The sequence below is a fragment of the Streptomyces sp. NPDC054863 genome, from assembly GCF_053610825.1.
The window spans coordinates 1-21,527 of the sequence record NZ_JBSGZD010000122.1; the positions used below are offsets into that span (position 1 = coordinate 1).

General features: G+C 70.8%; 19 protein-coding genes. 7 read left to right on the forward strand and 12 right to left on the reverse strand.

Features of this window, described 5'->3' with window-relative positions:
• Positions 1-129 precede the first annotated feature (129 nt).
• The 3 genes from ACWGIG_RS21690 to ACWGIG_RS21700 form a co-directional block, all read right to left on the reverse strand.
• Positions 130-1,221, reverse strand: coding sequence for a branched-chain amino acid aminotransferase (locus tag ACWGIG_RS21690; RefSeq protein WP_453323278.1), 1,092 nt, complete (start codon positions 1,219-1,221; stop codon positions 130-132).
• Between the two features lie 244 nt (positions 1,222-1,465).
• The gene (locus tag ACWGIG_RS21695) at positions 1,466-2,509 is read right to left on the reverse strand and encodes a 3-isopropylmalate dehydrogenase (protein ID WP_453323279.1); all 1,044 of its coding nucleotides are present in this window, start codon (positions 2,507-2,509) and stop codon (positions 1,466-1,468) included.
• Between the two features lie 78 nt (positions 2,510-2,587).
• Positions 2,588-2,752: a hypothetical protein gene (locus tag ACWGIG_RS21700; protein ID WP_453323296.1), complete on the reverse strand. Its 165-nt coding sequence runs from the start codon at positions 2,750-2,752 to the stop codon at positions 2,588-2,590.
• Positions 2,753-3,074: 322 nt separating this feature from the next.
• On the opposite strand from ACWGIG_RS21700, the gene ACWGIG_RS21705 reads away from it, so the two are divergent.
• Complete coding sequence (locus ACWGIG_RS21705) at positions 3,075-3,434, forward strand: PadR family transcriptional regulator (RefSeq protein ID WP_453323280.1); 360 nt, start codon at positions 3,075-3,077, stop codon at positions 3,432-3,434.
• A complete protein-coding gene (locus tag ACWGIG_RS21710; RefSeq protein ID WP_453323281.1) occupies positions 3,434-4,177 on the forward strand; it encodes a hypothetical protein in 744 nt (247 codons plus the stop codon). The genes ACWGIG_RS21705 and ACWGIG_RS21710 overlap by 1 nt, the downstream gene beginning before the upstream one ends.
• A gap of 151 nt (positions 4,178-4,328) precedes the next feature.
• Here the strand turns inward: ACWGIG_RS21710 and ACWGIG_RS21715 are convergent, their stop codons facing one another.
• A complete protein-coding gene (locus ACWGIG_RS21715; protein WP_453323282.1) occupies positions 4,329-4,898 on the reverse strand; it encodes a GNAT family N-acetyltransferase in 570 nt (189 codons plus the stop codon).
• Positions 4,899-4,998: 100 nt separating this feature from the next.
• Between ACWGIG_RS21715 and ACWGIG_RS21720 the strand changes: the two genes are divergently transcribed.
• From ACWGIG_RS21720 to ACWGIG_RS21730, 3 genes are read left to right on the forward strand one after another with little or no spacing between them, the layout of a single operon-like run.
• Complete coding sequence (locus ACWGIG_RS21720) at positions 4,999-5,601, forward strand: CDP-alcohol phosphatidyltransferase family protein (protein ID WP_453323283.1); 603 nt, start codon at positions 4,999-5,001, stop codon at positions 5,599-5,601.
• 59 nt (positions 5,602-5,660) lie between these two features.
• Positions 5,661-6,548, forward strand: a complete 888-nt coding sequence (locus tag ACWGIG_RS21725) for a phosphatidate cytidylyltransferase (protein WP_453323295.1) — start codon at positions 5,661-5,663, stop codon at positions 6,546-6,548.
• The gene (locus ACWGIG_RS21730) at positions 6,545-7,738 is read left to right on the forward strand and encodes a lysophospholipid acyltransferase family protein (RefSeq protein WP_453323284.1); all 1,194 of its coding nucleotides are present in this window, start codon (positions 6,545-6,547) and stop codon (positions 7,736-7,738) included. Before ACWGIG_RS21725 ends, ACWGIG_RS21730 begins: the two co-directional genes overlap by 4 nt.
• On the opposite strand, the gene ACWGIG_RS21735 is transcribed toward ACWGIG_RS21730, so the two are convergent.
• A complete protein-coding gene (locus tag ACWGIG_RS21735) occupies positions 7,716-8,138 on the reverse strand; it encodes a hypothetical protein (RefSeq protein WP_453323285.1) in 423 nt (140 codons plus the stop codon). The genes ACWGIG_RS21730 and ACWGIG_RS21735 overlap by 23 nt on opposite strands.
• A gap of 62 nt (positions 8,139-8,200) precedes the next feature.
• Positions 8,201-9,244 carry a S1 family peptidase gene (locus ACWGIG_RS21740; RefSeq protein ID WP_453323286.1) on the reverse strand — a complete coding sequence of 348 codons (1,044 nt, stop codon included), beginning with the start codon at positions 9,242-9,244 and terminating at the stop codon, positions 8,201-8,203.
• Between the two features lie 209 nt (positions 9,245-9,453).
• Here ACWGIG_RS21740 and ACWGIG_RS21745 point away from each other — a divergent pair, with 209 nt between their 5' ends.
• Complete coding sequence (locus ACWGIG_RS21745) at positions 9,454-10,281, forward strand: DUF1206 domain-containing protein (RefSeq protein ID WP_453323287.1); 828 nt, start codon at positions 9,454-9,456, stop codon at positions 10,279-10,281.
• Between the two features lie 181 nt (positions 10,282-10,462).
• Here the strand turns inward: ACWGIG_RS21745 and ACWGIG_RS21750 are convergent, their stop codons facing one another.
• The 3 genes from ACWGIG_RS21750 to ACWGIG_RS21760 all read right to left on the reverse strand — a co-directional run bounded on the left by ACWGIG_RS21750 (position 10,463) and on the right by ACWGIG_RS21760 (position 13,548).
• Positions 10,463-10,735 (reverse strand): hypothetical protein, encoded by a 273-nt coding sequence (locus tag ACWGIG_RS21750; RefSeq protein WP_453323288.1) that lies wholly within the window; start codon positions 10,733-10,735, stop codon positions 10,463-10,465.
• 184 nt (positions 10,736-10,919) lie between these two features.
• Positions 10,920-12,560: an L-glutamate gamma-semialdehyde dehydrogenase gene (gene pruA / locus ACWGIG_RS21755; RefSeq protein ID WP_453323289.1), complete on the reverse strand. Its 1,641-nt coding sequence runs from the start codon at positions 12,558-12,560 to the stop codon at positions 10,920-10,922.
• A gap of 61 nt (positions 12,561-12,621) precedes the next feature.
• A complete protein-coding gene (locus ACWGIG_RS21760; protein ID WP_453323290.1) occupies positions 12,622-13,548 on the reverse strand; it encodes a proline dehydrogenase family protein in 927 nt (308 codons plus the stop codon).
• A 195-nt stretch (positions 13,549-13,743) separates the two neighbouring features.
• On the opposite strand from ACWGIG_RS21760, the gene ACWGIG_RS21765 reads away from it, so the two are divergent.
• Positions 13,744-14,985: a PucR family transcriptional regulator gene (locus ACWGIG_RS21765; protein WP_453323291.1), complete on the forward strand. Its 1,242-nt coding sequence runs from the start codon at positions 13,744-13,746 to the stop codon at positions 14,983-14,985.
• A 9-nt stretch (positions 14,986-14,994) separates the two neighbouring features.
• Here ACWGIG_RS21765 and ACWGIG_RS21770 read toward each other — a convergent pair whose 3' ends face one another.
• From ACWGIG_RS21770 to serA, 3 genes are all read right to left on the reverse strand, one after another.
• Positions 14,995-18,780, reverse strand: coding sequence for a glycoside hydrolase family 2 TIM barrel-domain containing protein (locus ACWGIG_RS21770; RefSeq protein WP_453323292.1), 3,786 nt, complete (start codon positions 18,778-18,780; stop codon positions 14,995-14,997).
• Between the two features lie 110 nt (positions 18,781-18,890).
• Complete coding sequence (locus ACWGIG_RS21775) at positions 18,891-19,475, reverse strand: TetR/AcrR family transcriptional regulator (RefSeq protein WP_453323293.1); 585 nt, start codon at positions 19,473-19,475, stop codon at positions 18,891-18,893.
• Positions 19,476-19,579: 104 nt separating this feature from the next.
• Entirely contained in the window at positions 19,580-21,175 is a 1,596-nt protein-coding gene (gene serA / locus ACWGIG_RS21780) for a phosphoglycerate dehydrogenase (RefSeq protein WP_453323294.1), read from the reverse strand.
• Positions 21,176-21,527 lie beyond the last annotated feature (352 nt).

Here is a 21,527-nt window from a genome sequence, read left to right on the forward strand (position 1 = left end):
CACGGCTCGCGCCGGTGGGGGCCGGGGTCCCGGGCTGCGCCCGGTGCACGGCTGCGCCGCGCGTCCTCAAACGCCGGACGGGCTGAAAGGGTGCCCGACGGGCTGAAGGTGCCGGACAGGCTGGAGGGGTTAGGCCAGCTCGTGCATCCACCCGTGCACATCCCCCGCCTTCCCCGTCTGGATCTCCAGCAGCGCCTTCCGCAGCGCCATCGTCACGCGGCCCGGCTCGCCGTCCGCCGTCGTCCACTCCGCGGAGGCGGACTTCACGTGGCCGACCGGCGTGATGACCGCCGCCGTGCCGCAGGCGAAGACCTCCGTGAGCGCTCCCGACTCGGCGTCCGCGCGCCACTGCTCGGTGGAGATGCGGCCCTCCTCGGAGGAGTAGCCCAGGTCACCGGCCAGCTTCAGGAGCGTGTCACGCGTCACGCCCGCCAGCAGCGATCCGGTCAGCTCCGGCGTGACGATCTTGTCCCCGTACACGAAGTACAGGTTCATGCCGCCCATCTCCTCGACCCACTTGTGGTCGAGCGCGTCCAGCCAGACGACCTGGTCGCAGCCCTTCTCGGCCGCCTCGGCCTGGGCGAGCAGGGAGGCCGCGTAGTTGCCGCCGGTCTTGGCGTAGCCCATGCCGCCGGGCACGGCGCGGACGTAGTTCTCCGAGAGCCAGACCGAGACCGGCTTCACGCCGCCCGGGAAGTACGCCCCGGCGGGCGAGGCGATCACGATGAAGAGGTACTCGTTGGCCGGCTTGACGCCGAGGCCGACCTCGTTGGCGATCATGAAGGGGCGAAGGTAGAGGGACTCCTCTCCGCCGTGTGCCGGGACCCAGGCCTCGTCCTGCTTGACGAGGGCGTCGCACGCCGCGATGAAGGTGTCGACGGGCAGTTCCGGCATCGCGAGGCGGTGCGCGGAGGACTGGAAGCGCTTGGCGTTGGCCTCCGGACGGAAGGTGGCGACCGACCCGTCGGGGCGGCGGTACGCCTTGAGGCCCTCGAAGATCTCCTGCGCGTAGTGCAGGGTCATGTTCGCCGGGTCGATGGAGAGCGGGGCGTACGGCACGAGCTGGGCGTCGTGCCAGCCGCGCCCTTCCGTCCAGCGGATCGTCACCATGTGGTCGGTGAAGTAGCGGCCGAACCCGGGGCTGGCGAGGATCGCCTCGCGCTCCGCCGAGGCCAGCGGGGTGGATGAGGGCTTGAGCTCGATCGTCGTGAGCGTCGTCATGAGTGCGTTCCTTCACCGGTCGTCTGGGAAGGGCCGCGCTCACGCCCCCACCGAGGTAGGACGTCCGAGCTTCCTCTCATACCGCGACCCTGAGTTCGATTATCGCTCGCGGGAGTGCAGGGATGAAATGGCGCGTTTGGCGCGATGTGCGGCCCAGGGGCTGATGGTCGCACCCGGGGCCGGAAAAGCGACAGCCGCCGGGTGGGGGGGACCCGGCGGCTGTCGTGTCAGGAGAGTCGGCGGGTCAGCCCGCTACTCGCAGTGCGAGCGCGTCGCCGATCTCGTCCGTCGTGCGGACGGTGGACGCGCTGCGCTCCGCGAGGTCGGCGGAGACCGCGTCCTCGATGCGGACGGCCTCGGGCTCGAAACCGAGGTGACGCAGCAGGAGCGCGACGGAGAGGATCGTCGCCGTCGGGTCGGCCTTGCCCTGGCCCGCGATGTCGGGCGCCGAGCCGTGCACCGGCTCGAACATCGACGGGAACGCGCCCGTCGGGTTGATGTTGCCGGAGGCGGCCAGGCCGATTCCGCCGGAGACGGCGGCGGCCAGGTCCGTGAGGATGTCGCCGAAGAGGTTGTCGGTGACGATGACGTCGAAGCGCTCCGGCTGGGTGACGAAGAAGATCGTCGCGGCGTCGACGTGCAGGTAGTCCGTGGTCACGGAGGGGTACTCGGCGGCGATGCGGTCGAAGGTGTTCTTCCACAGGTGGCCGGCGTAGACGAGCACGTTGTTCTTGTGGACGAGGGTCAGCTTCTTGCGGGGGCGGGCCGCCGCGCGCTCGAAGGCGTCACGGACCACGCGCTCCACGCCGTACGCCGTGTTGAGGCTGACCTCGGTGGCCACCTCGGCGGGCGTACCGGTGCGCAGGCTGCCGCCGTTGCCGGTGTACGGGCCCTCGGTGCCTTCCCGTACGACGACGAAGTCGATGTCGGGGTGACCGGCCAGCGGCGTCGAGGTGTTCGGGAACAGCTTCGACGGGCGGAGGTTGATGAAGTGGTCGAAGGCGAAGCGCAGCTTCAGGAGCAGACCGCGCTCCAGCACTCCGGAGGGTACGGACGGGTCACCGATCGCGCCGAGCAGGATCGCGTCGTGCTGCCCCAGCGCGTCCATCTCCGCGTCCGGGAGGGTCTCCCCGGTGCGGTGCCAGCGCCGGGCTCCGAGGTCGTACTCCTTGGTCTCCAGCTTCACGTCCTGCGGAAGGACGGAGCTCAGGACCTTGAGGCCCTGGGTGACGACTTCCTGGCCGATGCCGTCACCGGGGATCACTGCGAGATTGATGCTGCGAGACATGTCCGGGACCCTACTCCGCGTCCCAGGGGATGACACGCCGCGTCCGCCATCTGGACGCGACATGTCCTCCCGCGCGTCTCAGTGGCCGCTCTCGCCGCCGTTGTCGCGGCGGTCCAGGGCGCGCTGGAGGGCAGCCGCGGCCTGCTTGCGGTCGGCGGCCTCGACGGAACGGGAGGAGTGGCGGACCCGGCGGGCGGTCGTCGGGTGCATCGCGGTGTGCATCGTCATCGTCGTCTCGGACATGGAAATCGACTCCTTCAGAGGCATGGAGGTACAGGGGGAATTGCTGCATCTGTGAGGCGCCGGAAAGAGGCGGGGAGCGGGTGCGGCAGGGGTTGCCTGCTTCGGGGCACCGGCCCGCGACCGCCATTCGCTGATGGAGCGAGACGTTCGGCTCCTACAAAGCTAGGACAGGTCCGGGCAGCTGTCTCCACCATTACTCGGACTTCCTACTATCTGAGACGCGATCAAGGCCGGCCCCTTGTGCCACCTGACACGAGACCGCCATCTAGATACCGCCACCCACTATGTTGCATTCCTATCTAGCTGGTGGTGGAATACCGGCATGGCCGCAGACCGCAAGCCCGATCGCAGATCCAGTTGGCTCAAGGGAGTTCTCGACCTCCTCGTCCTCTCCTGCCTCACGGAGGGCGAGAGTTACGGGTACGAGATCTCCAAGGCGTTGGCCGGGGCGGGGCTCGGGGACATCAAGGGCGGCACGCTCTACCCGGTCCTGAACCGGCTCGAAGAGGCCGGGTACGTCGTCGGGGAGTTCCGCGCCACCGAGCGCGGGCCCGGCCGCCGCTACTACCGGCTCACCGGCGAGGGGCGGACCGCACTGGCCCAACAGACGGGCGCCTGGCTGGAGTTCCACACCTCGGTGCGGAACACGCTCACCGCATCGCCCACCACGGGGGAATCATGATGACTGCCAACGACACCTACTTCGACCGGCTCGGGGCCGCCCTCCGCGCGGGCGGCGTGCCCGAGGACGAGGTCACGGCGACCGTCGCGGACCTCACCGCGTACGTTGCCGACGGGGAGACGTCCGACCCGGCGGAGGAGTTCGGCGCACCGGAGGAGTTCGCGGCGCGGCTGACCGGGAGCGCGCCCGTCGAGGAACCGTCCGGCGGGGCCGAGACCTGGAAGTGGACCACCGACGTCTACAACGACCGCAGGCTGCTCAACCAGTACGGCGACCAGGGCTGGGAGGTCGAGCGCGTGGACCGCATCGGCCGGTACGTCTGCCGCCGCGACCCGTCGGCCGCGCTGCGCTGGGAGTACCGGCGCGAGATGGCGAACAACGCGAAGGAACGGGCGGCCAGGACCGCCGAGCTGGCCCCCGACGCGTGGGAGCCGTGCGGGCACTGGGCGTTCTACATGTACTTCAAACGCCCGAAGGCGGCGAGCGCCGGCCCGGCGGCGGAACCGGCCGCACTCGCACCGGTCCCCGGCGAGCGGGTCCTCCTCGGCAAGCGGCTGAGCCGGATGCTGCTGGCGCTCGGACTGTCCGTGCTGGCGCTCGCGGTGCTCTTCGTGTGCGGCTACGGGAAGTTCGTGGCGGAGCATCCCTGGGTGCTGGCGGTCATGGCGGGTGCGGGTCTGGTCGGCGGAGTCTCCGCGTGGCGCGGCGTCAAACGCGACGTCGCCCAGAACATCGAGGAGTGACCCACGGCCCTCGCAGGCACGCGGGCGCCAGGGAACGATCTTCAGGGGCGCGGGGCTGAACTGGATTTGCGGCTCCGCCGCGTGGGCGCGCCCAGCCACACTCAACCCGCATGCGAACCCGCACACGCGAACTCCCGCTTCCTGCGGAGCGTCACAGCACGTCCCCGTCCCGCCAGTCGAAGAAGAGCCCCGCCCCCGCATCCGGCAGCGACCGCCCCGCAGCGGGCCGTACGTACGTCGTCCCCTCCTCCTCCGGCAGCCGTACGACACCGTCAGGCCCGAGCGCCGCCAGCTCGCCGGGCCACACCTGCCACCCCCGCCCCGCGTAGAGCGCCGCCCCCGCGTCCGATGCGGACAGCGCCCCGAAGACGTACGCCCCGTCGACGATCTCCTCCAGGGCCTCCATGATCCGGCCGCCCAGGCCCTGCCTCCGACGGTCGGCGCGGACCGCGACCGCCTCGACGTAGCCGATCCGCAGCGAGTGTTCACGGTGCAGCACCCGGCGCTGGACGAGGCTGCCGTGGGCGACGATCTCGCCGTCCTCGCTGATCAGCGCGTGCATGCCGCCGAGGCCGTGTTCCCAGTCCTCGTCCGCGAAGTCGTCGTCGAACGCCGCGTCGAGGAGGGCGCGGATCTCGACGAGTTCGGCGGGGGTGAGGTGGGCGGTGTGGACGGTGCGCAGCGTCGTCGTCCCGTACGTCGTCGTCCCGTACTCAGTCATGCACAGCACTCTCCCAGGCCCCGGCCGTGACAGGTACTCAGGCATGCTTTGAGTACGCGTGCCGTGTCGTACTTCCGGGCGCCGCAGCAGAGTTGGGGCCATGTCCACGAAGACGTCTCCTCAGTCACCCGGCGCCGGGCTGTACGCCCTGAAGCCCTGGTACGCGGCCCGGCTGTCCGGGGTCCGCGCCTCGCTCGTCCGCCGCCGGGTGTCGCCGGACGCGCTGACCGCCGCCGGGGTGGTGTGCGCGGCGGGCGCGGCGGCGGCCGTGGCCTGGGTGCCCGCGCCGTACGCGGCGCTGCCGGTGGCCGTGCTTCTCGCCGCCCGGCTCGCGTGCGCCAACCTGGACGGGGCGCTGGCCCGCGACACCGGACGTACGACACGACGGGGCGCGCTCCTCAACGAACTGGGCGACCGGGCAGCCGACTTGATCGTCCTGGCCGGATTCCTGACGCTCGCCCCCCTGTGGCTGGTGGCCGTCGCAGGACTTGCCGCGACACTCCCTTCCTGGATCTCCCTGGCGGGCGCCGCGGCGGGCGCCGAACGTCTCAACGGCGGTCCGGTCGGCAAGACGGAACGCTGCCTGCTGGTGGTCGTCGCGGTGGCCGTACCCGGCTGGGCGGTACCCGTCCTGGCCGTGCTCGCGGCGGGCTCGGCACTGACAGCAGTCGTACGGTGCGCACGCCTGTGGCGGTCGCTGTGAGCGCCCGGGTACCGGCGGTCGTGGCCGGCGTACTGGCGGTGAGCGGCCTCGCGGTGGCGATGGTCCCGGCCCGGGTCACGATGCGCCCGGAACTCCGCAAGCGGTGGCGCACCTGGGCCCTGGCAGCACCCGTCTACCTGGGAGCACTGTGGCTGGGCACACCGGGCGCGTTCGCCTTGGCGGCGGGCTTGGGGGTGGTGGCGGTGGCCGAATACGCCCGGATGTGCACACTTTCAGCCCGCCCGGCGCTTGAGGACGCGCGGACGCAGTCCGTGCACCGGGCACAGTCCGTGCACCGGGCGCAGTCCGCAACGCCGGCCCCCACCGGCGCGAGCCGTGCTGCCCCCGGTGGCGACCTCCTCGTTCTGGCCACGGCCGCCCTCACCCTCCCCGCCCTGGCGTGGCTCGCACCTGAGGTGCTCGACCTGCGGGCCGTAGCCCTCCTGCTGGTAGCAGCCGCCCTCCCCGCCCTCCTCAGCGGCGACGCGGAGCACGGCTTCACCCGCACCGCCCGGAACGCCTTCGGAATGCTCTGGATCCCCACCGCCCTGACCGGCCTGGTCCTCCTCGGCCCCGAGACCGCCATGGCCGTCGGTCTCGCCGTCGCCCTCGGCGACGTCGGCGCCTGGTGCGGCGGCACCGCACTGGGCAAGCACGGCCCCCTCGCCCGCCCGCTCTCCCCGCTCTCCCCCCGCAAGACCTGGGCGGGCGTGGCAGGCTGCGCGGTCGCAACTGCCGCCGCCCTGGCCGCAGCCGGAGCCTTCACCCCCGTCCTCTGGGCCGCCGTCCTCCTCGGCTGTCTCCTCGGCGACCTCCTCGAATCCATGGTCAAGCGCGAGTCGGGCGTGAAGGACGCGGGCAGCTGGCTGCCCGGCTTCGGCGGCCTGCTCGACCGCATCGACTCCCTCCTGCTCGCCCTCCTGCTCGCGATGGTGGTGACCCTGTGAGTACGACAACCGCACCTGCACGGACCCCGGCCCCGCACCGCACCCCCGCCCTCCTCCGCCGCGCCCTCTGGTGGAGCCTCCTCACCCTCACCGGTGGCGTCGAACGCCGCGGGCACCTCCCCCGCGGCGGCTGCGTGGTCGTCGCCAACCACTCCTCGCACGCCGACACCGCCGCGCTGCTCGCCGCGCTCGACGCCCGGCACACCCCGGCGATCGGCGCCGCCGCCGACTACTGGTTCGCCTCCCCGTGGCGCAGCCGCGTCTGCCGTCGTCTCGCAGCCGGTTTCCCGGTGCGCCGCAAGGGCGGTGGCCTCGACGACCTGCTGTCCATGAGTGACGAACTCCGCGCGGGCCGCGCCGTCGTCCTCTTCCCCGAGGGCACCCGGGGCGGCGGTGAGGTCGGCTCCTTCCACCGCGGCGCCCTGCTCCTCGCCGAACGGGCCGGGGTCCCCGTGGTCCCCGTCGGCATCGCGGGCACCAATCGTCTCCTGCCCAAGCACGGCCGCCTGCGCTCCGCCCTCGTACGCATCCGGATCGGCGACCCGCTGCCGCCGACCGTCACCCCGGAGGAGGCCCGCGCCGCGGTGGCCGCGCTCCACCACCGTACGAACGCGGAATCGCTCCGCGACTCGGTCGTACGGCGTCGTGTCGCGGCGGTCGCGGCCTCCCGCTGGGGGCTGCCGATCGCCTTCCTGTGGGCGGGCGCGGAGGCGCTGAGCTGGCCGCTGATGCCGGAGCTCCTCCTCGCGGTGGCCTGCGTGGCCGCGCCGCGCGCCGCCCTGAAACTCTCCGCCACCGCCCTCGCGGGCAGCCTGGCCGGCAGCCTCCTCGCCCTTCAACTCGCTTCGTCCGGCGTGCAGTTGCCCGCTCCACTCACCACGGACCGGATGCGCGCGGAGGTACGCACCCAGCTCGTCGCCGAGGGTGCGGCAGCCGTCCGGCACCAGCCCTGGAACGGCATTCCCTTCAAGGTGTACGCGGCGGAGGCCGGCCGCGCCGACCTCCCCACCGCCGACTGGCTGCTCGCCTCCGCGAAGGCACGCGGCTCCCGCACGCTCGCCGTGGGCCTGGGCTTTGCGGCGTTCGGGCTGCTGATGCGGCGCTGGCGCAGGCTCTACCCGGGGTATCTGGTGCTGCTGGGCGGCGGATTCGCGGCGGGGCTGACGCTCATCGTGCTCGGCTGGAGCTGAGCTGGACGCCGTACAGGTACGCATCGGGGAGGTGGCTGCGCCACAGCTTGAGTCCGGGGTGCGGGGAGCTCCCTGCCGGCGTTTCCTCCACCTCGTCCTGCGGATGTCCGCACACGTCGATCCCGTCGAGGACGACGGGCACGGCGGCGGGCCCGAGGGGCGGGCCGCCTGCCCGTTCGAGATACAGGGTGTTCAGGCCGTCGGCGTGCTCCCCGCCCACCAGGAGATCCAGCCCCTGATACGTGGCCGAGAACGACCACTCCAGCCCGCACACCCACGACTCGCGCACATCGCACAGGGTCGCGACGGCCCACTGGGCGGCACGCTCGGACATGCCGTAGGCGAGGGTTCCAGCACGGTGCGGAAGGACCATTCCCCGGTCCGGAAGGAACTCGAACACGTCTGCACCCTCGCACGGGTGGGGGCGTGGGACCACCCCCACCTGCGCGCCTGCGGTCCGTATCAGTAGATGGTCACCCCGTACGCCGACAGCGCCTCCTTCACCGGCTGGTGAATGGCGGACCCCGACGTCCCGGTGCAGCCCGAGCTGCCCGAGTGGATCCCCAGGGCGACCGTGCCCGCGAAGTGGGCGCCGCCGCTGTCGCCGCCGGCCGAGCAGGCGGTCGTGCGGACCATGCCGTAGACCGGCCCTTCCCCGTAGTTGACGGTGACGTTGACCGCGGTGACGGTGCCGCTGGTGACCTTGGTGGTGGAGCCGCTCTTCTTGAGGGACTGCCCCACGACGGCGTCGGCGGCGGAGGAGATTTCCTGGGCGGAGCCGTTGTACAGGTTCACGGTGCCGCCGGGGCTGGAACCGTCGGTGAAGCGGACGAGGCCGTAGTCGTTGGTGGGGAAGCTGGTGCCCTCGCGTACGCCGACTGCCGACCCGCCGGAGGTCGCGGACCAGGAGCTCGCCGAGTTGGTGCAGTGTCCGGCGGTGACGAAGTACGTCGCCGTGCCCTTCTTGACGTTGAAGGCCGAGGAGCAGCGGTACCCGCCGCCGTAGATGGCGTCGCCGCCGATGATCTCCTTCTTGAACACGCCGGGGACGCGGGCGATCCGCACCGCACCGCCGAGGGAGTCGGCGACCTTGCGCAGCCGGGCCAGATCGCGGGCGGAGACGGAACGGTCGGCCTCGACGGCTATCTGGTTGGTGCGGGGGTCCAGACCCCAGGAGGTCCCGACGATCTTCGCCTTCGCCTCCAACTGCTTCATGGCGCCTGCCAGTTGCGCGGCGCTGCGCGTCACCACCTTGGGGGTGGCACCGGAGGCCCGGACCTTGGCGGCGGCCCGCTCGGTCGTGACGGTGACGACCAGACCACCCGTCCTGGCATCCACGTACGTACCGGCGCTTTCGGCGCCCAACTCGGCGCGCGCCGCGGAGTCCTGGGCGTGGAGCGACGGGGCTGCGGCGGGCGTGGGTTCGGCCCCGGCGGGGGTGGCGCCGAGGCCGAGGGAGGTGAGGAGGAGCAGAGTGGACAGGGTGGCGGTGCGTCTGATGCGCATGGGGGATCTCCTTCTGGGCTGGCTGACCGAGGGAGGTACGCGTGCCTTGGTGCCGTGGGGACACCAGCGTTGAATTTGACATGCCCATCACGAACCCACAAGACCGCACGCAGCCCGGCCCCGAGCACACGTCCCGTACACCCGCTCGTTTCCGCACCCCCACCCGGGGCACACGCCTGCCGACGAGCGGAAGCTGGAGGCGAACCCGTATGAACGCCACGAGTGCGACCGGTACGGCACGGCAGGCGGCCCACAGCGACACCATGAAGTACGCCGCCCGCGCGGGATTCACCGCGCGCGGAATCATCTACGTCCTGGTCGGCCTGCTGGCGCTGCAGATCGCGCTGGGCGGCGGGGGAAAGTCCGCCGACCGGGGCGGAGCACTGGCCGAGATGGCGGAGAAGCCCTTCGGCGGGTTCCTGCTGTGGGCGACGGGGATCGCGCTGGTCGGCATGGCGCTGTGGCGGCTGTCGGAGGCCCTCTTCGGGGCGGCGGGGCCCGACGGCCACAAACCCAAGAAGCGCCTCCTCTCCGCCGCGCGCTTCATCTTCTACGGCTTCGTCTCGTACTCGGTGCTGGCCTTCGCGGCCGGCGACAAGGGCAGCGGCGGCGGCTCCAGCGACCAGCAGTCGCAGGACGTCACGGCGAAGGCGATGGAGCTTCCCGCCGGTGAGTGGCTGGTCGGCGCGGGCGGACTCGTCATCGTGGGCGCGGGCGTCTGGATCGGCGTTCGGGCGGCGATGCGCAAGTACCACAAGCACCTGAAGATGGCTGAAATGTCGCGCCGGGTACGGCAGTTGGTGGATGTCACCGGTGTAGGCGGCGGTGTGTCGCGCGGCCTGGTGTTCGCGGTGGCGGGCGGCTTCGCGGTGGCAGCGGCGGCGACGTACGACCCGGACAAGGCCAAGGGCATGGACGACACCATCCGCTCCTTCAGCGAGACCCCGGTGGGCCCGTGGCTCCTGGTGGCACTGGCCGTGGGCCTGATGCTGTTCGGCGTCTTCTCGTTCGCGATGGCCCGGTGGCGGAAGCTGTAGCGCGGGGCCGGAGGGGGTGCGTGCGAAAGATGTCTCACTTGCACGTGTAAGTGAGACATCTTTCGGGAGGGGGTAGGCCGGGGCTGTGAGTTGCTGGGGGTCACCGAACCCGGTCCGCCCACTCGAACCCGCAGGTAGCTCCGACAGGCTCGTCCCGGCGGCGACCTGTTCGGGATCGAATTCAGAACCCCAGCATTGCCTTGTCGAACAGGCCGCCGAACGCGCTCCAGACGCTGCACCTGACGGAGTGCCCCTTCCGGTGCCGAAGGACGACCCCGGCAAGGAAGGAGGCGAGGAACAGTGCGCCGAGTACCGCCGTCACCATCGGCGCGTAGACGCACCACACGAAGCCGGCGATGCCCAGCCACACGGCAATCGGCACGAGCGAGGCGCGGAGAACCGTGCTGAACGGAACCGGGACCGCTTCCGCCGGCAGTACTCGTTCGTTCCACACGCCGATGTGGTTGCGAGTGACACAGTGCTCAGGCCGCATCCCGCCATCAGATCACCCACGCTCCTCGGCCGGCAGAGGGATCCCCCGTCCCGGACACAACACCGCCCCCGTCCGATGTGGGGTCGGACGAGGGCGGGGTTCAGGGGGCTGCCGGAGCAGCGGGAGCTACCGGTGCGGCAGGGGCTCAGCCCTGGTGCGGGTAGCGGTAGTCGGTCGGCGGGACCAGGGTCTCCTTGATGGCCCGGGTCAGGGTCCAGCGCTGGAGGTTCTGGGGGGCGCCGGCCTTGTCGTTCGTACCGGAGGCGCGGCCTCCGCCGAACGGCTGCTGGCCGACGACGGCGCCCGTCGACTTGTCGTTGATGTAGAAGTTGCCCGCGGCGTAGCGGAGCTTCTCCATCGTGTGGGCCGCCGCAGCGCGGTCGTTGGAGATGACGGCGCCGGTCAGGGCGTAGTCGGAGACCGACTCCATCTGCTCCAGCATCGCGTCGTAGGCCCCGTCCTGACTGTCGTCGTAGACGTGGACGGCGAGGATCGGGCCGAAGTACTCGGTCGTGAAGACCTCGTTGGCCGGGTCCGTGCAGGCGATGACCGTCGGGCGGACGAAGTAGCCCTCGGAGTCGTCGTACGTGCCGCCCGCGATGATCGTGCAGGAGGCGTCGGCGGCGGCGCGGTCGATCGCGGCCTTGTTCTTGGCGAACGAGCGGGCGTCGATGACGGCGCCCATGAAGTTGTCGAGGTTGGTGACGTCACCCATGGTGATGCCGTCGACCTCGGCCGCGAACTCTTCCTTGAAGCCGTCGTTCCAGATGGAGGCCGGGACGTAGGCGCGCGAGGACGCGGAGCATTTCTGGCCCTGGAACTCGAAGGAACCACGGGTCAGCGCCGTCTTGAGGATGGCGCGGTCGGCGCTCGGGTGCGCGACGACGAAGTCCTTGCCGCCGGTCTCGCCGACGAGGCGCGGGTATGTGCGGTACTTGGCGATGTTCTCGCCGACCGTCTTCCACAGGTGCTGGAAGGTCGGGGTGGAGCCGGTGAAGTGGATGCCGGCCAGGTCGCGGTGGTTCAGCGCGATCTCGGAGACCGCGATGCCGTCACCGGTGACCAGGTTGATGACGCCCTTGGGCAGGCCCGCCTCTTCCAGGAGCTGCATGAGCAGCACGGCGGCGTGGGTCTGCGTCGGGGACGGCTTCCACACGACCACGTTGCCCATGAGGGCGGGGGCGGTGGGGAGGTTGCCCGCGATGGCGGTGAAGTTGAAGGGGGTGATCGCGTAGACGAAGCCCTCCAGCGGGCGGTGGTCCATGCGGTTCCAGACACCGGCCGAGTTCGCCGGGGGCTGCTCGGAGAGGATGTCGCGGGCGTACTTGACGTTGAAGCGCCAGAAGTCGATGAGCTCGCACGGGGTGTCGATCTCGGCCTGCTGGGCGGTCTTCGACTGGCCGAGCATCGTGGACGCTGCCAGCGTCTCGCGCCACGGGCCGCTCAGCAGCTCGGCGGCGCGCAGGATGATCGCGGCGCGGTCGTCGAAGGCCATCGCGCGCCACGCCGGGGCGGCGGCCAGGGCGGCGTCGATCGCGTCCTGGGCGTCCTGGGTCGTCGCGTTGGCGTACGTGCCGATGACGGACTTGTGGTTGTGCGGCTGTACGACGTCGAAGCGCTCGCCCCCGCCCATCCGCTTCTCACCGTTGATGGTCATCGGGAGGTCGATGGGGTTCTCGGCGAGCTCCTTGAGCTTGCCTTCGAGGCGGGCACGCTCCGGCGAACCGGGGGCGTAGGAGTGCACCGGCTCGTTGACCGGGGCGGGGACCTGGGTCACTGCGTCCATGTGTTCCATAGCTCCTTGCGTCAGTTGGTTGCGGGGTGTCGCGAGGTGGCGCGGGGGTGCGTCAGTTCTTGGTGATGATCGAGCGGCCGAAGAAGAGCAGGTTCGCGGGCTTCTCGGCGAGTCGGCGCATGAAGTAGCCGTACCAGTCGGTGCCGTACGCCGTGTAGACGCGCATCCGGTGGCCCTCCGCGGCGAGCCGGACGTGCTCCTCGCTGCGGATGCCGTACAGCATCTGGAACTCGTACTCGTCCAGCTTGCGCCCCGCGCGGCGGCCGAGCTCCTGCGCGATGGCGATGAGACGCGGGTCGTGGGACCCGATCATCGGGTAGCCGTCGCCCTCCATCAGGATCTTCGTGATCCGGACGTACGCCTTGTCGATCTCGCCCTTGTCCTGGAACGCGACGGAGGCGGGCTCCTTGTAGGCGCCCTTCACGATGCGCACGCGGCTGCCGGCGGCGGCCAGGCGGTGGGCGTCGTCCTCGGTGCGGAAGAGGTACGCCTGGATGACGCAGCCGGTCTGCGGGAAGTCCTTCCGCAGCTCCTCGTGGATGGCGAACATCGAGTCGAGGGTGGTGTGGTCCTCGGCGTCCAGGGTGACCGTGGTGCCGATGGCGGCGGCGGCCTCGACGACGGGGCGCACGTTGGCGAGGGCGAGCTCGTGGCCGCCCTCCAGCGCCTGGCCGAACATCGAGAGCTTCACGGACATCTCGGCCCTGGTGCCCAGGCCCAGGTCCTTGAGGTGCGCGATCAGGTCGAGGTACGCGTCACGGGCGGCGTACGACTGCTCGGCGGTGGTGATGTCCTCACCGACGACGTCGAGCGTGACTTCCAGGCCCTTGGCGGCGGCGTCCACGACGATCGGTACCACCTGGTCGACCGACTCACCGGCGATGAACCGGCTCACGACCTGTTTGGTGCCCGGAGCGGCCGAGACGAAACGGCGCATCTGGTCGCTGCGCGATGCGGCGAGGATCACGGGACCCAGCACGGGGCACCTCCACTGAACTAAAGACTCGAAACGGCCATGACCAGCTGTTTTGTGACAGAACTGGGACGGCACGGATAACCACGGTGAAATCTAGGTATCGCGCCGAGCGTGGACTATCGACAGCTGTCACGCATCCGGACCCGCCGTCTCATACATATGTCTGAAGACGGGCTCCGGCGGTGCGAGAATGGGGAGGTGAATGCCGATTACCAGGATCTGGTCGACGAAATCTCCGCGCTGCTCGGCGCTCCGGCAACCCTTGAGGACCGGGATTTCCGGCTGATCGCCTTCGGTGCGCACGACAGCGAGGACGCGGGCGCCATGGACCCGGTCCGCACCCGGTCGATCCTCACCCGGCGCTCGACGGCGGAGGTCAAGGCCTGGTTCGAGCGCTTCGGCATCGCGACGGCGACCGGGCCGGTACGCATTCCGGCGGATCCGGGGGCCGGGGTGCTGCGCGGACGGCTGTGTCTTCCGGTGCGGCACCGGGGGACGGTGTTCGGGTACGTGTGGCTGCTGGCCGGGGACGCCCCTGCGCCGACGCTCCCCTACACCGAGCTGGCGGACTCCGAACTGGACGCGGCGATGACGGTGTGCGACCGGATCGGCGCGCAGCTCGCCGACGAGGCGCGGGCCCGCGCCGATCTCGGACCGCATCTGTTCACCCTGCTCACCTCCGAATCCGAGGACCGCCGGGAGGCCGCGCTCACCGCGCTGGCGGCGCCGCTGGGGGCGGGCGGGCCCTACGCCCTGGTGTGCGCCGCACCGTGGGCCGCACCGCTGCCCGGCCTGCGTACGGTGCCGGGGGCGTCGGCGCTGACCCTCGTACCGGTGCCGGGGGCCTCCGGGCCTCGACTGGCGGTGCTGGTCAGGCTGGGGGCGGGTGCGGACCTGGGGCCGGCGCAGTCGGCGGCGAAGACGCTGACCTCGGGGGCGCCGGGAGCTTCGGGGACGGCGGGTGCGACGGGAGCTTCGGGTGCGCCGAGCGCGACAGGTGCGACAGGTGTGTCGGGCGGGTCCCCCGTCGTCGGCATCGGCACCGCCGTCCGCAGCCTCGCCGACCTGCCCGCCGCCTGGCGCGAGGCCTCCGCCGCCGCGCGGGCCGCGCTGGCCCGCCCGCACCTCGGGCCGGTCGCGGAGTGGTCGGCCATCGGCCCGTACCGGCTGCTCGCCGCCCTCCCCGACAGCGGCCCCGGCCATCCGGTCGACCCCGCCGTGAGCCCCCTGCTCACCCCCGCACACGCCGAACTGGCCCGCACCGCCGAGGTGTTCCTCGACTGCGCGGGCCAGGCGGGCCGTACGGCGACGGCGCTCAACATCCACCGGCAGACCCTCTACTACCGGCTGTCCCGGGTGGAGCAGCTCACCGGCCTCGACCTGCACGAGGGCGAGGACCGGCTGCTGCTGCACATGTCGCTGAAGGCGGCGCGGCTGTGACGCCCGGCTTCAGTCCCGCGTCGACTCCGCTTCCTTCGGGGTCAGCGGGCGCAGCGTGAGGGTGTAGTCGTACGACTGGTCGGCCCTGACCCGGTACTCGGGGCGGACCGGGTTCGGCGTGTCCCCCACTCCCGTGACCGCGTGGTCGGCGTGCAGGGTGTTCCAGCCGTCGTTGCGGCGGACCTGGTGCGGGTACGCGGCCCGCTCCAGGTCGTCGTACGCGGTGGCGGAGGCCTCCAGGTCGCCGGAGACGAGGATCCCGCCGCTGCGACCGTCGGAGAGCGCCGCCCAGCGGACGTCGTCGTGGTTGCCGTGCTCCTGGGGGCGTACGTAGTTGACGTACTGGTCCTCGACGGAGGTCGACCAGATACCCATGGGAGTGCCGTCCTTGCGGTCGTTGAAGTTCTCGACGGGACCGCGCCCGTACCACTGGAAGGTGTCGTACCGTTCCGGAACCTTCAGCCGGAGCCCCACGCGCGGGAGGTACGACAGCTTGCGGAACGCGCCGCGCGGCTCCACCCGGTGCTGGATGCGGACCGCTCCGGACCCGTCGATCCGGTAGGTCATCGTCTGCCCGAAGGACGCGCCGGTGACGTCGGGGGCGGCGGCCGTGGAGCGGACGGTGACGGTGACCGTGCCGTCGGGGGCGGTCACCGTGTCCGTGGAGTCCACGGTGGTGCGGAGCCGGTCCAGCCCCAGTGCCCGCCACTTCTTGGACTCGGCGGTGCCCCAGTCGGAGCGCTCGTTGCTGATCGGGTTGCGCCAGACGTCCAACTCGGGTCCGGAGGTGAGGAGTTCACGGTCCCCCGACTTCATCGACGTGAGGGTTTTGGCCTTCTTGTCGAAGGTGTACGAGAAGGACTTGCCGGTGACCCGGACCGTCCCGCCCTGCTCGGAGACCTTCGCCGCACCGGAGACGGGCAGGGTCGCGGGGAGCCCCGGCACCTTGTCGCCGCCGACCGCGAACTGTCCGAAGGAGACGGTGTGCCCGGCCTTCGCCCAGTCCGTGGCGCGGGCGGTGACCGCCCGTACGGTGAGATGGCGCTCGTAGCCGCCGGGGTTGGTGGGCAGGGCGGGGAGTTGGATCTCGGACGTCGCACCCGGGGCCACGTCCAGTGCGCGGGCGCCGGAGGCGACGGCCTTCTTGCCCTCGGTGACCTGCCAGCGGAGCTTCAGGTCCGAAGTCCCTGTGAAGGCACGCTCGTTGCGGACTCTCACCTTCCCTTCCCGTGCTCCCCCGTCGGTGATGCGGATCGGGGCCTGCACCCAGGCCAGCTGCGCCGTCTCCGGCTCCGCCTTGCGGTCGGCGGTGATCAGGCCGTCGACGCCCGACTCGTACAGACCGTAGGAGAGGTAGCTGCCCTTCTTCTCGAAGCGGTCGAAGTCGAGCGCGAGCAGGGCGTCCTGGGCGGGGTCCCGGTCGGCGGCCAGCTGGGCGGCGCCGAGCGCGGCGCCGTAGACGCGGACCTGGTCGACGGCGCCGCGGGCAGTGTGGCCCGGGTAGCCGTCCTCCATGGTGTCGCTGTTGCGGCCGACGCCCAGGTCGAAGCCGGTGTAATCGATGCGCCCGGTGTACGGGGCCTCGGCGAGCTGCTTGCCGTCCGCGTACAGGCGCAGCGCCGTGCCGTCGTACACACCGGTGACCCGGTGCCAGGCGCCCGACCAGCCCGTCGCGGGGACGGCAGCGGTGACAGTGCGGGGTTTCCCTCCCCCGGTGAGGGTGAATTCGAGGGTGTGCGCGTCCTTCATCCGCAGCACGTACTGCTCACCCTTGCTGAGGACGGTGAAGTCGCCGGTCCACGGGTCGAGGGGCTTGATGCGGGCGTCGAGGGTGACGGCGGAGCCGGTCAGGTCGAGGGACTTGTCGCGGTAGGTCTCGACGAAGTCGTCCAGGCCGGAGAGTTCGAGGGCCTGTCCTCCCCGGTGGCCGGGGACCACCTTCGGTCTGCCGGAGAGGTGGGCGGCGATGCGGTTGCGGGAGGAGTCGGGGGTGGTGATCAGGGGGCGGCGGATGTTCTGCTCCGCCCAGTCCCAGATGAATCCGCCCTGGGCACGGGGGTACTGGCGGACGACGTCCCAGAACTCGCGGAAGTTTCCGAGGCTGTTGCCCATGGCGTGGGCGTACTCGCCCATGACGATCGGCTTGGTGAAGGTCTGCGCCTTCTCGCGCAAACCGGCCGGCGTCGGATAGCGGGGTCCGGAGACGTCCGCGAACGGGGCGTCCCCGTCGGGCGAGTTGGACTGGTGGTAGAGCGGCCGGGTCGGGTCCGCCCTGCGGGTCCAGTCGGCCATGGCGTAGTGCGCCTTGCCGAGGCCCGCCTCGTTTCCGGTGTCCCACATGATGACGCTGGGGTGGTTCTTGTCGCGCTCGACCATGCCCTGGTGACGCTCCAGGAACGCCTTCTGCCACTGAGGCCTGTCGGCGAGGCAGTCGGTCGGGCAGCTCTCGTGGCTGTGCGTCTCGACCTCCATCTCGTCGTCGATCAGGATTCCCTCCCGGTCGGCGAGCTCGTAGAGGTACGGGTCGGACGGGTAGTGGGAGGTGCGGACCGCGTTGACGTTGAGGCGCTTCATCAGCGCGACGTCCTGCTCCATGCGCTGCTTCGTCGCGTGCCGGCCGGTGTCGGAGTCGGTCTCGGCGCGGTTGACGCCGCGGATCAGAATGCGTTTGCCGTTGAGCTTGAGCTGCTTGTCCTTGACCTCGATCTCACGGAAGCCGACGTTCTGCCGTACGGACTGGACGACGCGGCCCTCGGCGTCGCGCAGCGCGAGCGCGAGGACGTACAGCCGCGGCGTCTCGTCGGACCACTTGGCGGGGTTCCTCACCTGCCCCGTGAGGTCGGCCGTGCCGGCGTTCACGGGTGCGGAGAGCCGCTGCACCTCTCGTCCGCGCGGGTCGCTGAGGGTGCCGGAGACGGTGAGCCCGCTGCCCCCGCCCCGTACGTCGACCTGTGCGCGCAGCGTGGCGTCCCGGTACTCCGCGTCCAGGTCGGTGGTGATCTGCGCATCCTCCATGCGGGTGCGCGGCGTGGAGTAGAGGGTGACGGAGCGGAAGATTCCGGCGTACCGCCACTGGTCGTAGTCCTCCAGGTAGGAGCCTGCGGACCAGCGGTGGGCCTGGACGGCGATGCGGTTGCTGCCCGGCTTCAGGTGGGCGGTGACGTCGAACTCGGCGGGTACGTAACCCCCTTGGTCGTATCCGGCGTACTTCCCGTTGACCCACAGGAACCACCCGGACGTCACACCGTCGAAGCGGAGCACCTGCCGCCGGCCGTCCCACTCCGCGGGCACGTCGATGTCGCGGACGTACGCACCTGTCGGGTTGGTCTCGCGCGGCACCTTCGGCGGGGCGTCGGGGACCATCTCGGTCTGGACGTTACGGAAGACCGGATGGTCGAGGTCGTCGGTCTGCCAGGTGTGCGGCACCTTGACCTGCTGCCAGCCCGAGGTGTCGTATCCCTCGCGCCAGAACCCCGCGGGCGCCTTGTCGGGACGTTCCGCGATCTTGAACCGCCACTGTCCGTCGAGGCTGCGCTCCCACTTGCGGGCGTCGTCCTGGCGGAGGCGGGCGTGCGGGGGCTCCTGCCCCTCCCCCGTCGCCCCCGGATCTTCGAGGTAGGCGTGGACGTCGGCGGGAAACTTCCCCACGTCGCCCTGGAGTCCGGCAGCACTGCCGCTCGCCGTCATGCTCAGTCCGACGGCTGCGGCGAGGGCCACCACCGTGCTCAGTAATTTCCGGCCGCTTCTCGACCCCTCCGCGCTCGTACGCACCATGCCACCTCGCAGATTCGACACGAAACCACCAGACACGAACACGCGCGCACCGTATTCAACACCTGACGTGTCGTCAATGGGGCGCGCGTGGCGTGGGATTCAGCGGGTACGAGCGGGGAGGTCCAGCCTCCTCAGGCCGTAGGGCCCTGTTCCATGAACGCCCGCAGCCCCGCCGTCAGGTCCTTCGCGGACGGAGCGGTCTGGGGATCGGTCATCCACTGCATCATCACGCCCGCCATCAGCGCCTGCGTGAGGAGGCCCGCGACCCGCGCCTTCTCCGGATCGGCCTCGGGGTCCATGCCGAGGAAGGCCTCCGCCATCCCCGTACGGCCCTCCTCCTGCGGCCCCTTGATGGCCTCGCGCAGCGCCTCGTCGTACTCCAGGCGCGTGACGACCTCCAGCTGGAGCTTCCACACCTTGCGGCTGATCTCGAAGGAGTCGATGACCTTGCCCCAGACGGCCTCGAAGCGCTCGTACGGATCGGCGGGCAGCGGCGCCGCGCCCTCCTGCCCCGCCGGGCCGACCGCATTGCCCCACTCCTCGGTCAGGGCCAGGAAGGCCTGGTTGAGCAGGGCCTCCTTGGAACCGTAGTGGTAGCCGATGGAGGCGAGGTTGGTGCCGGACGCGGCGACGATGTCGCGGGCGGTGGTCCGGGCGTACCCCTTGTCCAGCAGGCACTGCTTGGCGCCTTCGAGCAGATCCTCACGATGTCCCATGAACGCAGCGTACCCCCGTTCTAGACGCTTGTGTAAGACGCACGTCTAAAGCAGGGGTACGGGGCAGCGGTACGGAGACTTCTACGGGTGGGGCAACTGCCGTACTAGTCGGCCAGGTTGACCGAACGCGCGGACGTCGCGCCGATCTCCTCGGCCAGCTCGCCCAGCACGTTCTGCGGGACGGTGTCGTCGACGGTCAGGACCGCGAGGGCCTCGCCGCCCACGTCGGCGCGGGCGACCTGCATGCCCGCGATGTTCAGCCCGGCCTCGCCGAGGACGCGGCCGACGGTGCCGACGACGCCCGGACGGTCCTGGTAGCGCAGGACGACCATGTGGTCGGCGAGCGCCAGGTCCACGTCGTACTCGCCGATGGCGACGATCTTCTTGAGGTTCTTCGGACCGGCCAGCGTGCCGGAGACCGAGACCTCCTCGCCACCGGTGAGGGTGCCGCGTACCGTCACCACGTTGCGGTGCTCGGTGGACTCGCTGCTGGTGGTGAGGCGGACCTCGACACCACGCTCCTGTGCGAAGAGCGGCGCGTTGACGTAGGACACCGTCTCCTCGACGACGTCCTCGAACACGCCCTTGAGCGCGGAGAGTTCGAGCACCTTCACGTCGTGCTGGGTGATCTCGCCGTACACCTCGACGTCGAGGCGGGCCGCGACCTCGCCCGCCAGCGCGGTGAAGATCCGGCCGAGCTTCTCGGCGAGCGGCAGGCCCGGGCGCACGTCCTCGGCGATGACGCCGCCCTGGACGTTGACCGCGTCCGGGACCAGCTCGCCGGCGAGCGCGAGGCGGACGGACTTGGCGACGGAGACGCCGGCCTTCTCCTGGGCCTCGTCGGTCGACGCACCGAGGTGCGGGGTGCAGACGACCTGGTCGAGCTCGAAGAGCGGGGAGTCCGTGCAGGGCTCCTTCGCGTACACGTCGAGGCCGGCGCCGGCCACGCGGCCCTCCTTGAGCGCCGAGTACAGCGCGGCCTCGTCGACGATGCCGCCTCGGGCCGCGTTCACGATCCGTACCGCCGGCTTGACCTTGTGCAGGGCGTCGTCGCCGATCAGACCGAGCGTCTCGGGGGTCTTGGGGAGGTGCACGGTGATGAAGTCGGAGACTTCGAGCAGCTCGTCCAGGGTGAGGACCTTGACACCCATCTGGGCGGCGCGCGCGGGCTGCACGTACGGGTCGTAGGCGACGACCTTCATGCCGAACGCGGACATCCGCTGGGCGACCAGCGCGCCGATGCGGCCGAGGCCGACGACGCCGAGGGTCTTCTCGGCCAGCTCGACGCCGCTGTACTTCGAGCGCTTCCACTCGCCGTTCTTGAGCGCGGAGTTGGCCTGCGGGATGTTGCGGGCCGTGGCGAGGATGAGACCGCAGGCGAGCTCGGCGGCGGTGACGATGTTGGAGGTCGGCGCGTTGACGACCATCACGCCGGACTTGGTGGCGGCGGAGACGTCGACGTTGTCGAGGCCGACACCGGCGCGGGCGACGACCCGGAGCTTCTTCGCGGCGGCGATCGCCTCCGCGTCCACCTTGGTCGCGGAGCGGACGAGGATCGCGTCCACGTCGGCGATGGCGGGCAGGAGTGCGGCGCGGTCGGCTCCGTTGCAGTGCCGGATTTCGAAGTCCGGCCCCAGGGCGTCGACGGTCGCGGGCGACAGCTCTTCAGCGATGAGTACGACAGGCTTGGCAGTGCTCACGTGAGTCCTCACTGGATCCTTTGCGGACGGCCGTCCCGACGGCCGCAGCGGTGGAGGTGGTGGGGGGTGCCTGGTGGATTTCCTCGGGAGAAGGAGCGGCGTCCAGTGGTGCCGATCGCCAGGCGCCGGAAGGTCCTCGTGGCGGAGCCACTAGGTCCTTTCGGTAACGCAGCGAGCGGTGGTGCTGGGCGTCGCGACGCCGAGGAAATCCATCAGGTACCCCCCGGGCCGCGTGGAAGACGCACGACGCTGTGGGCCTGACGCGTGGATGTGGTTCAGAAGTGTAGTGGTGCGGGGCGGCGGAAACTCCGCCTTCTTGGCGCGATCACCCGTCCGGGGCTCGACGTTGTGT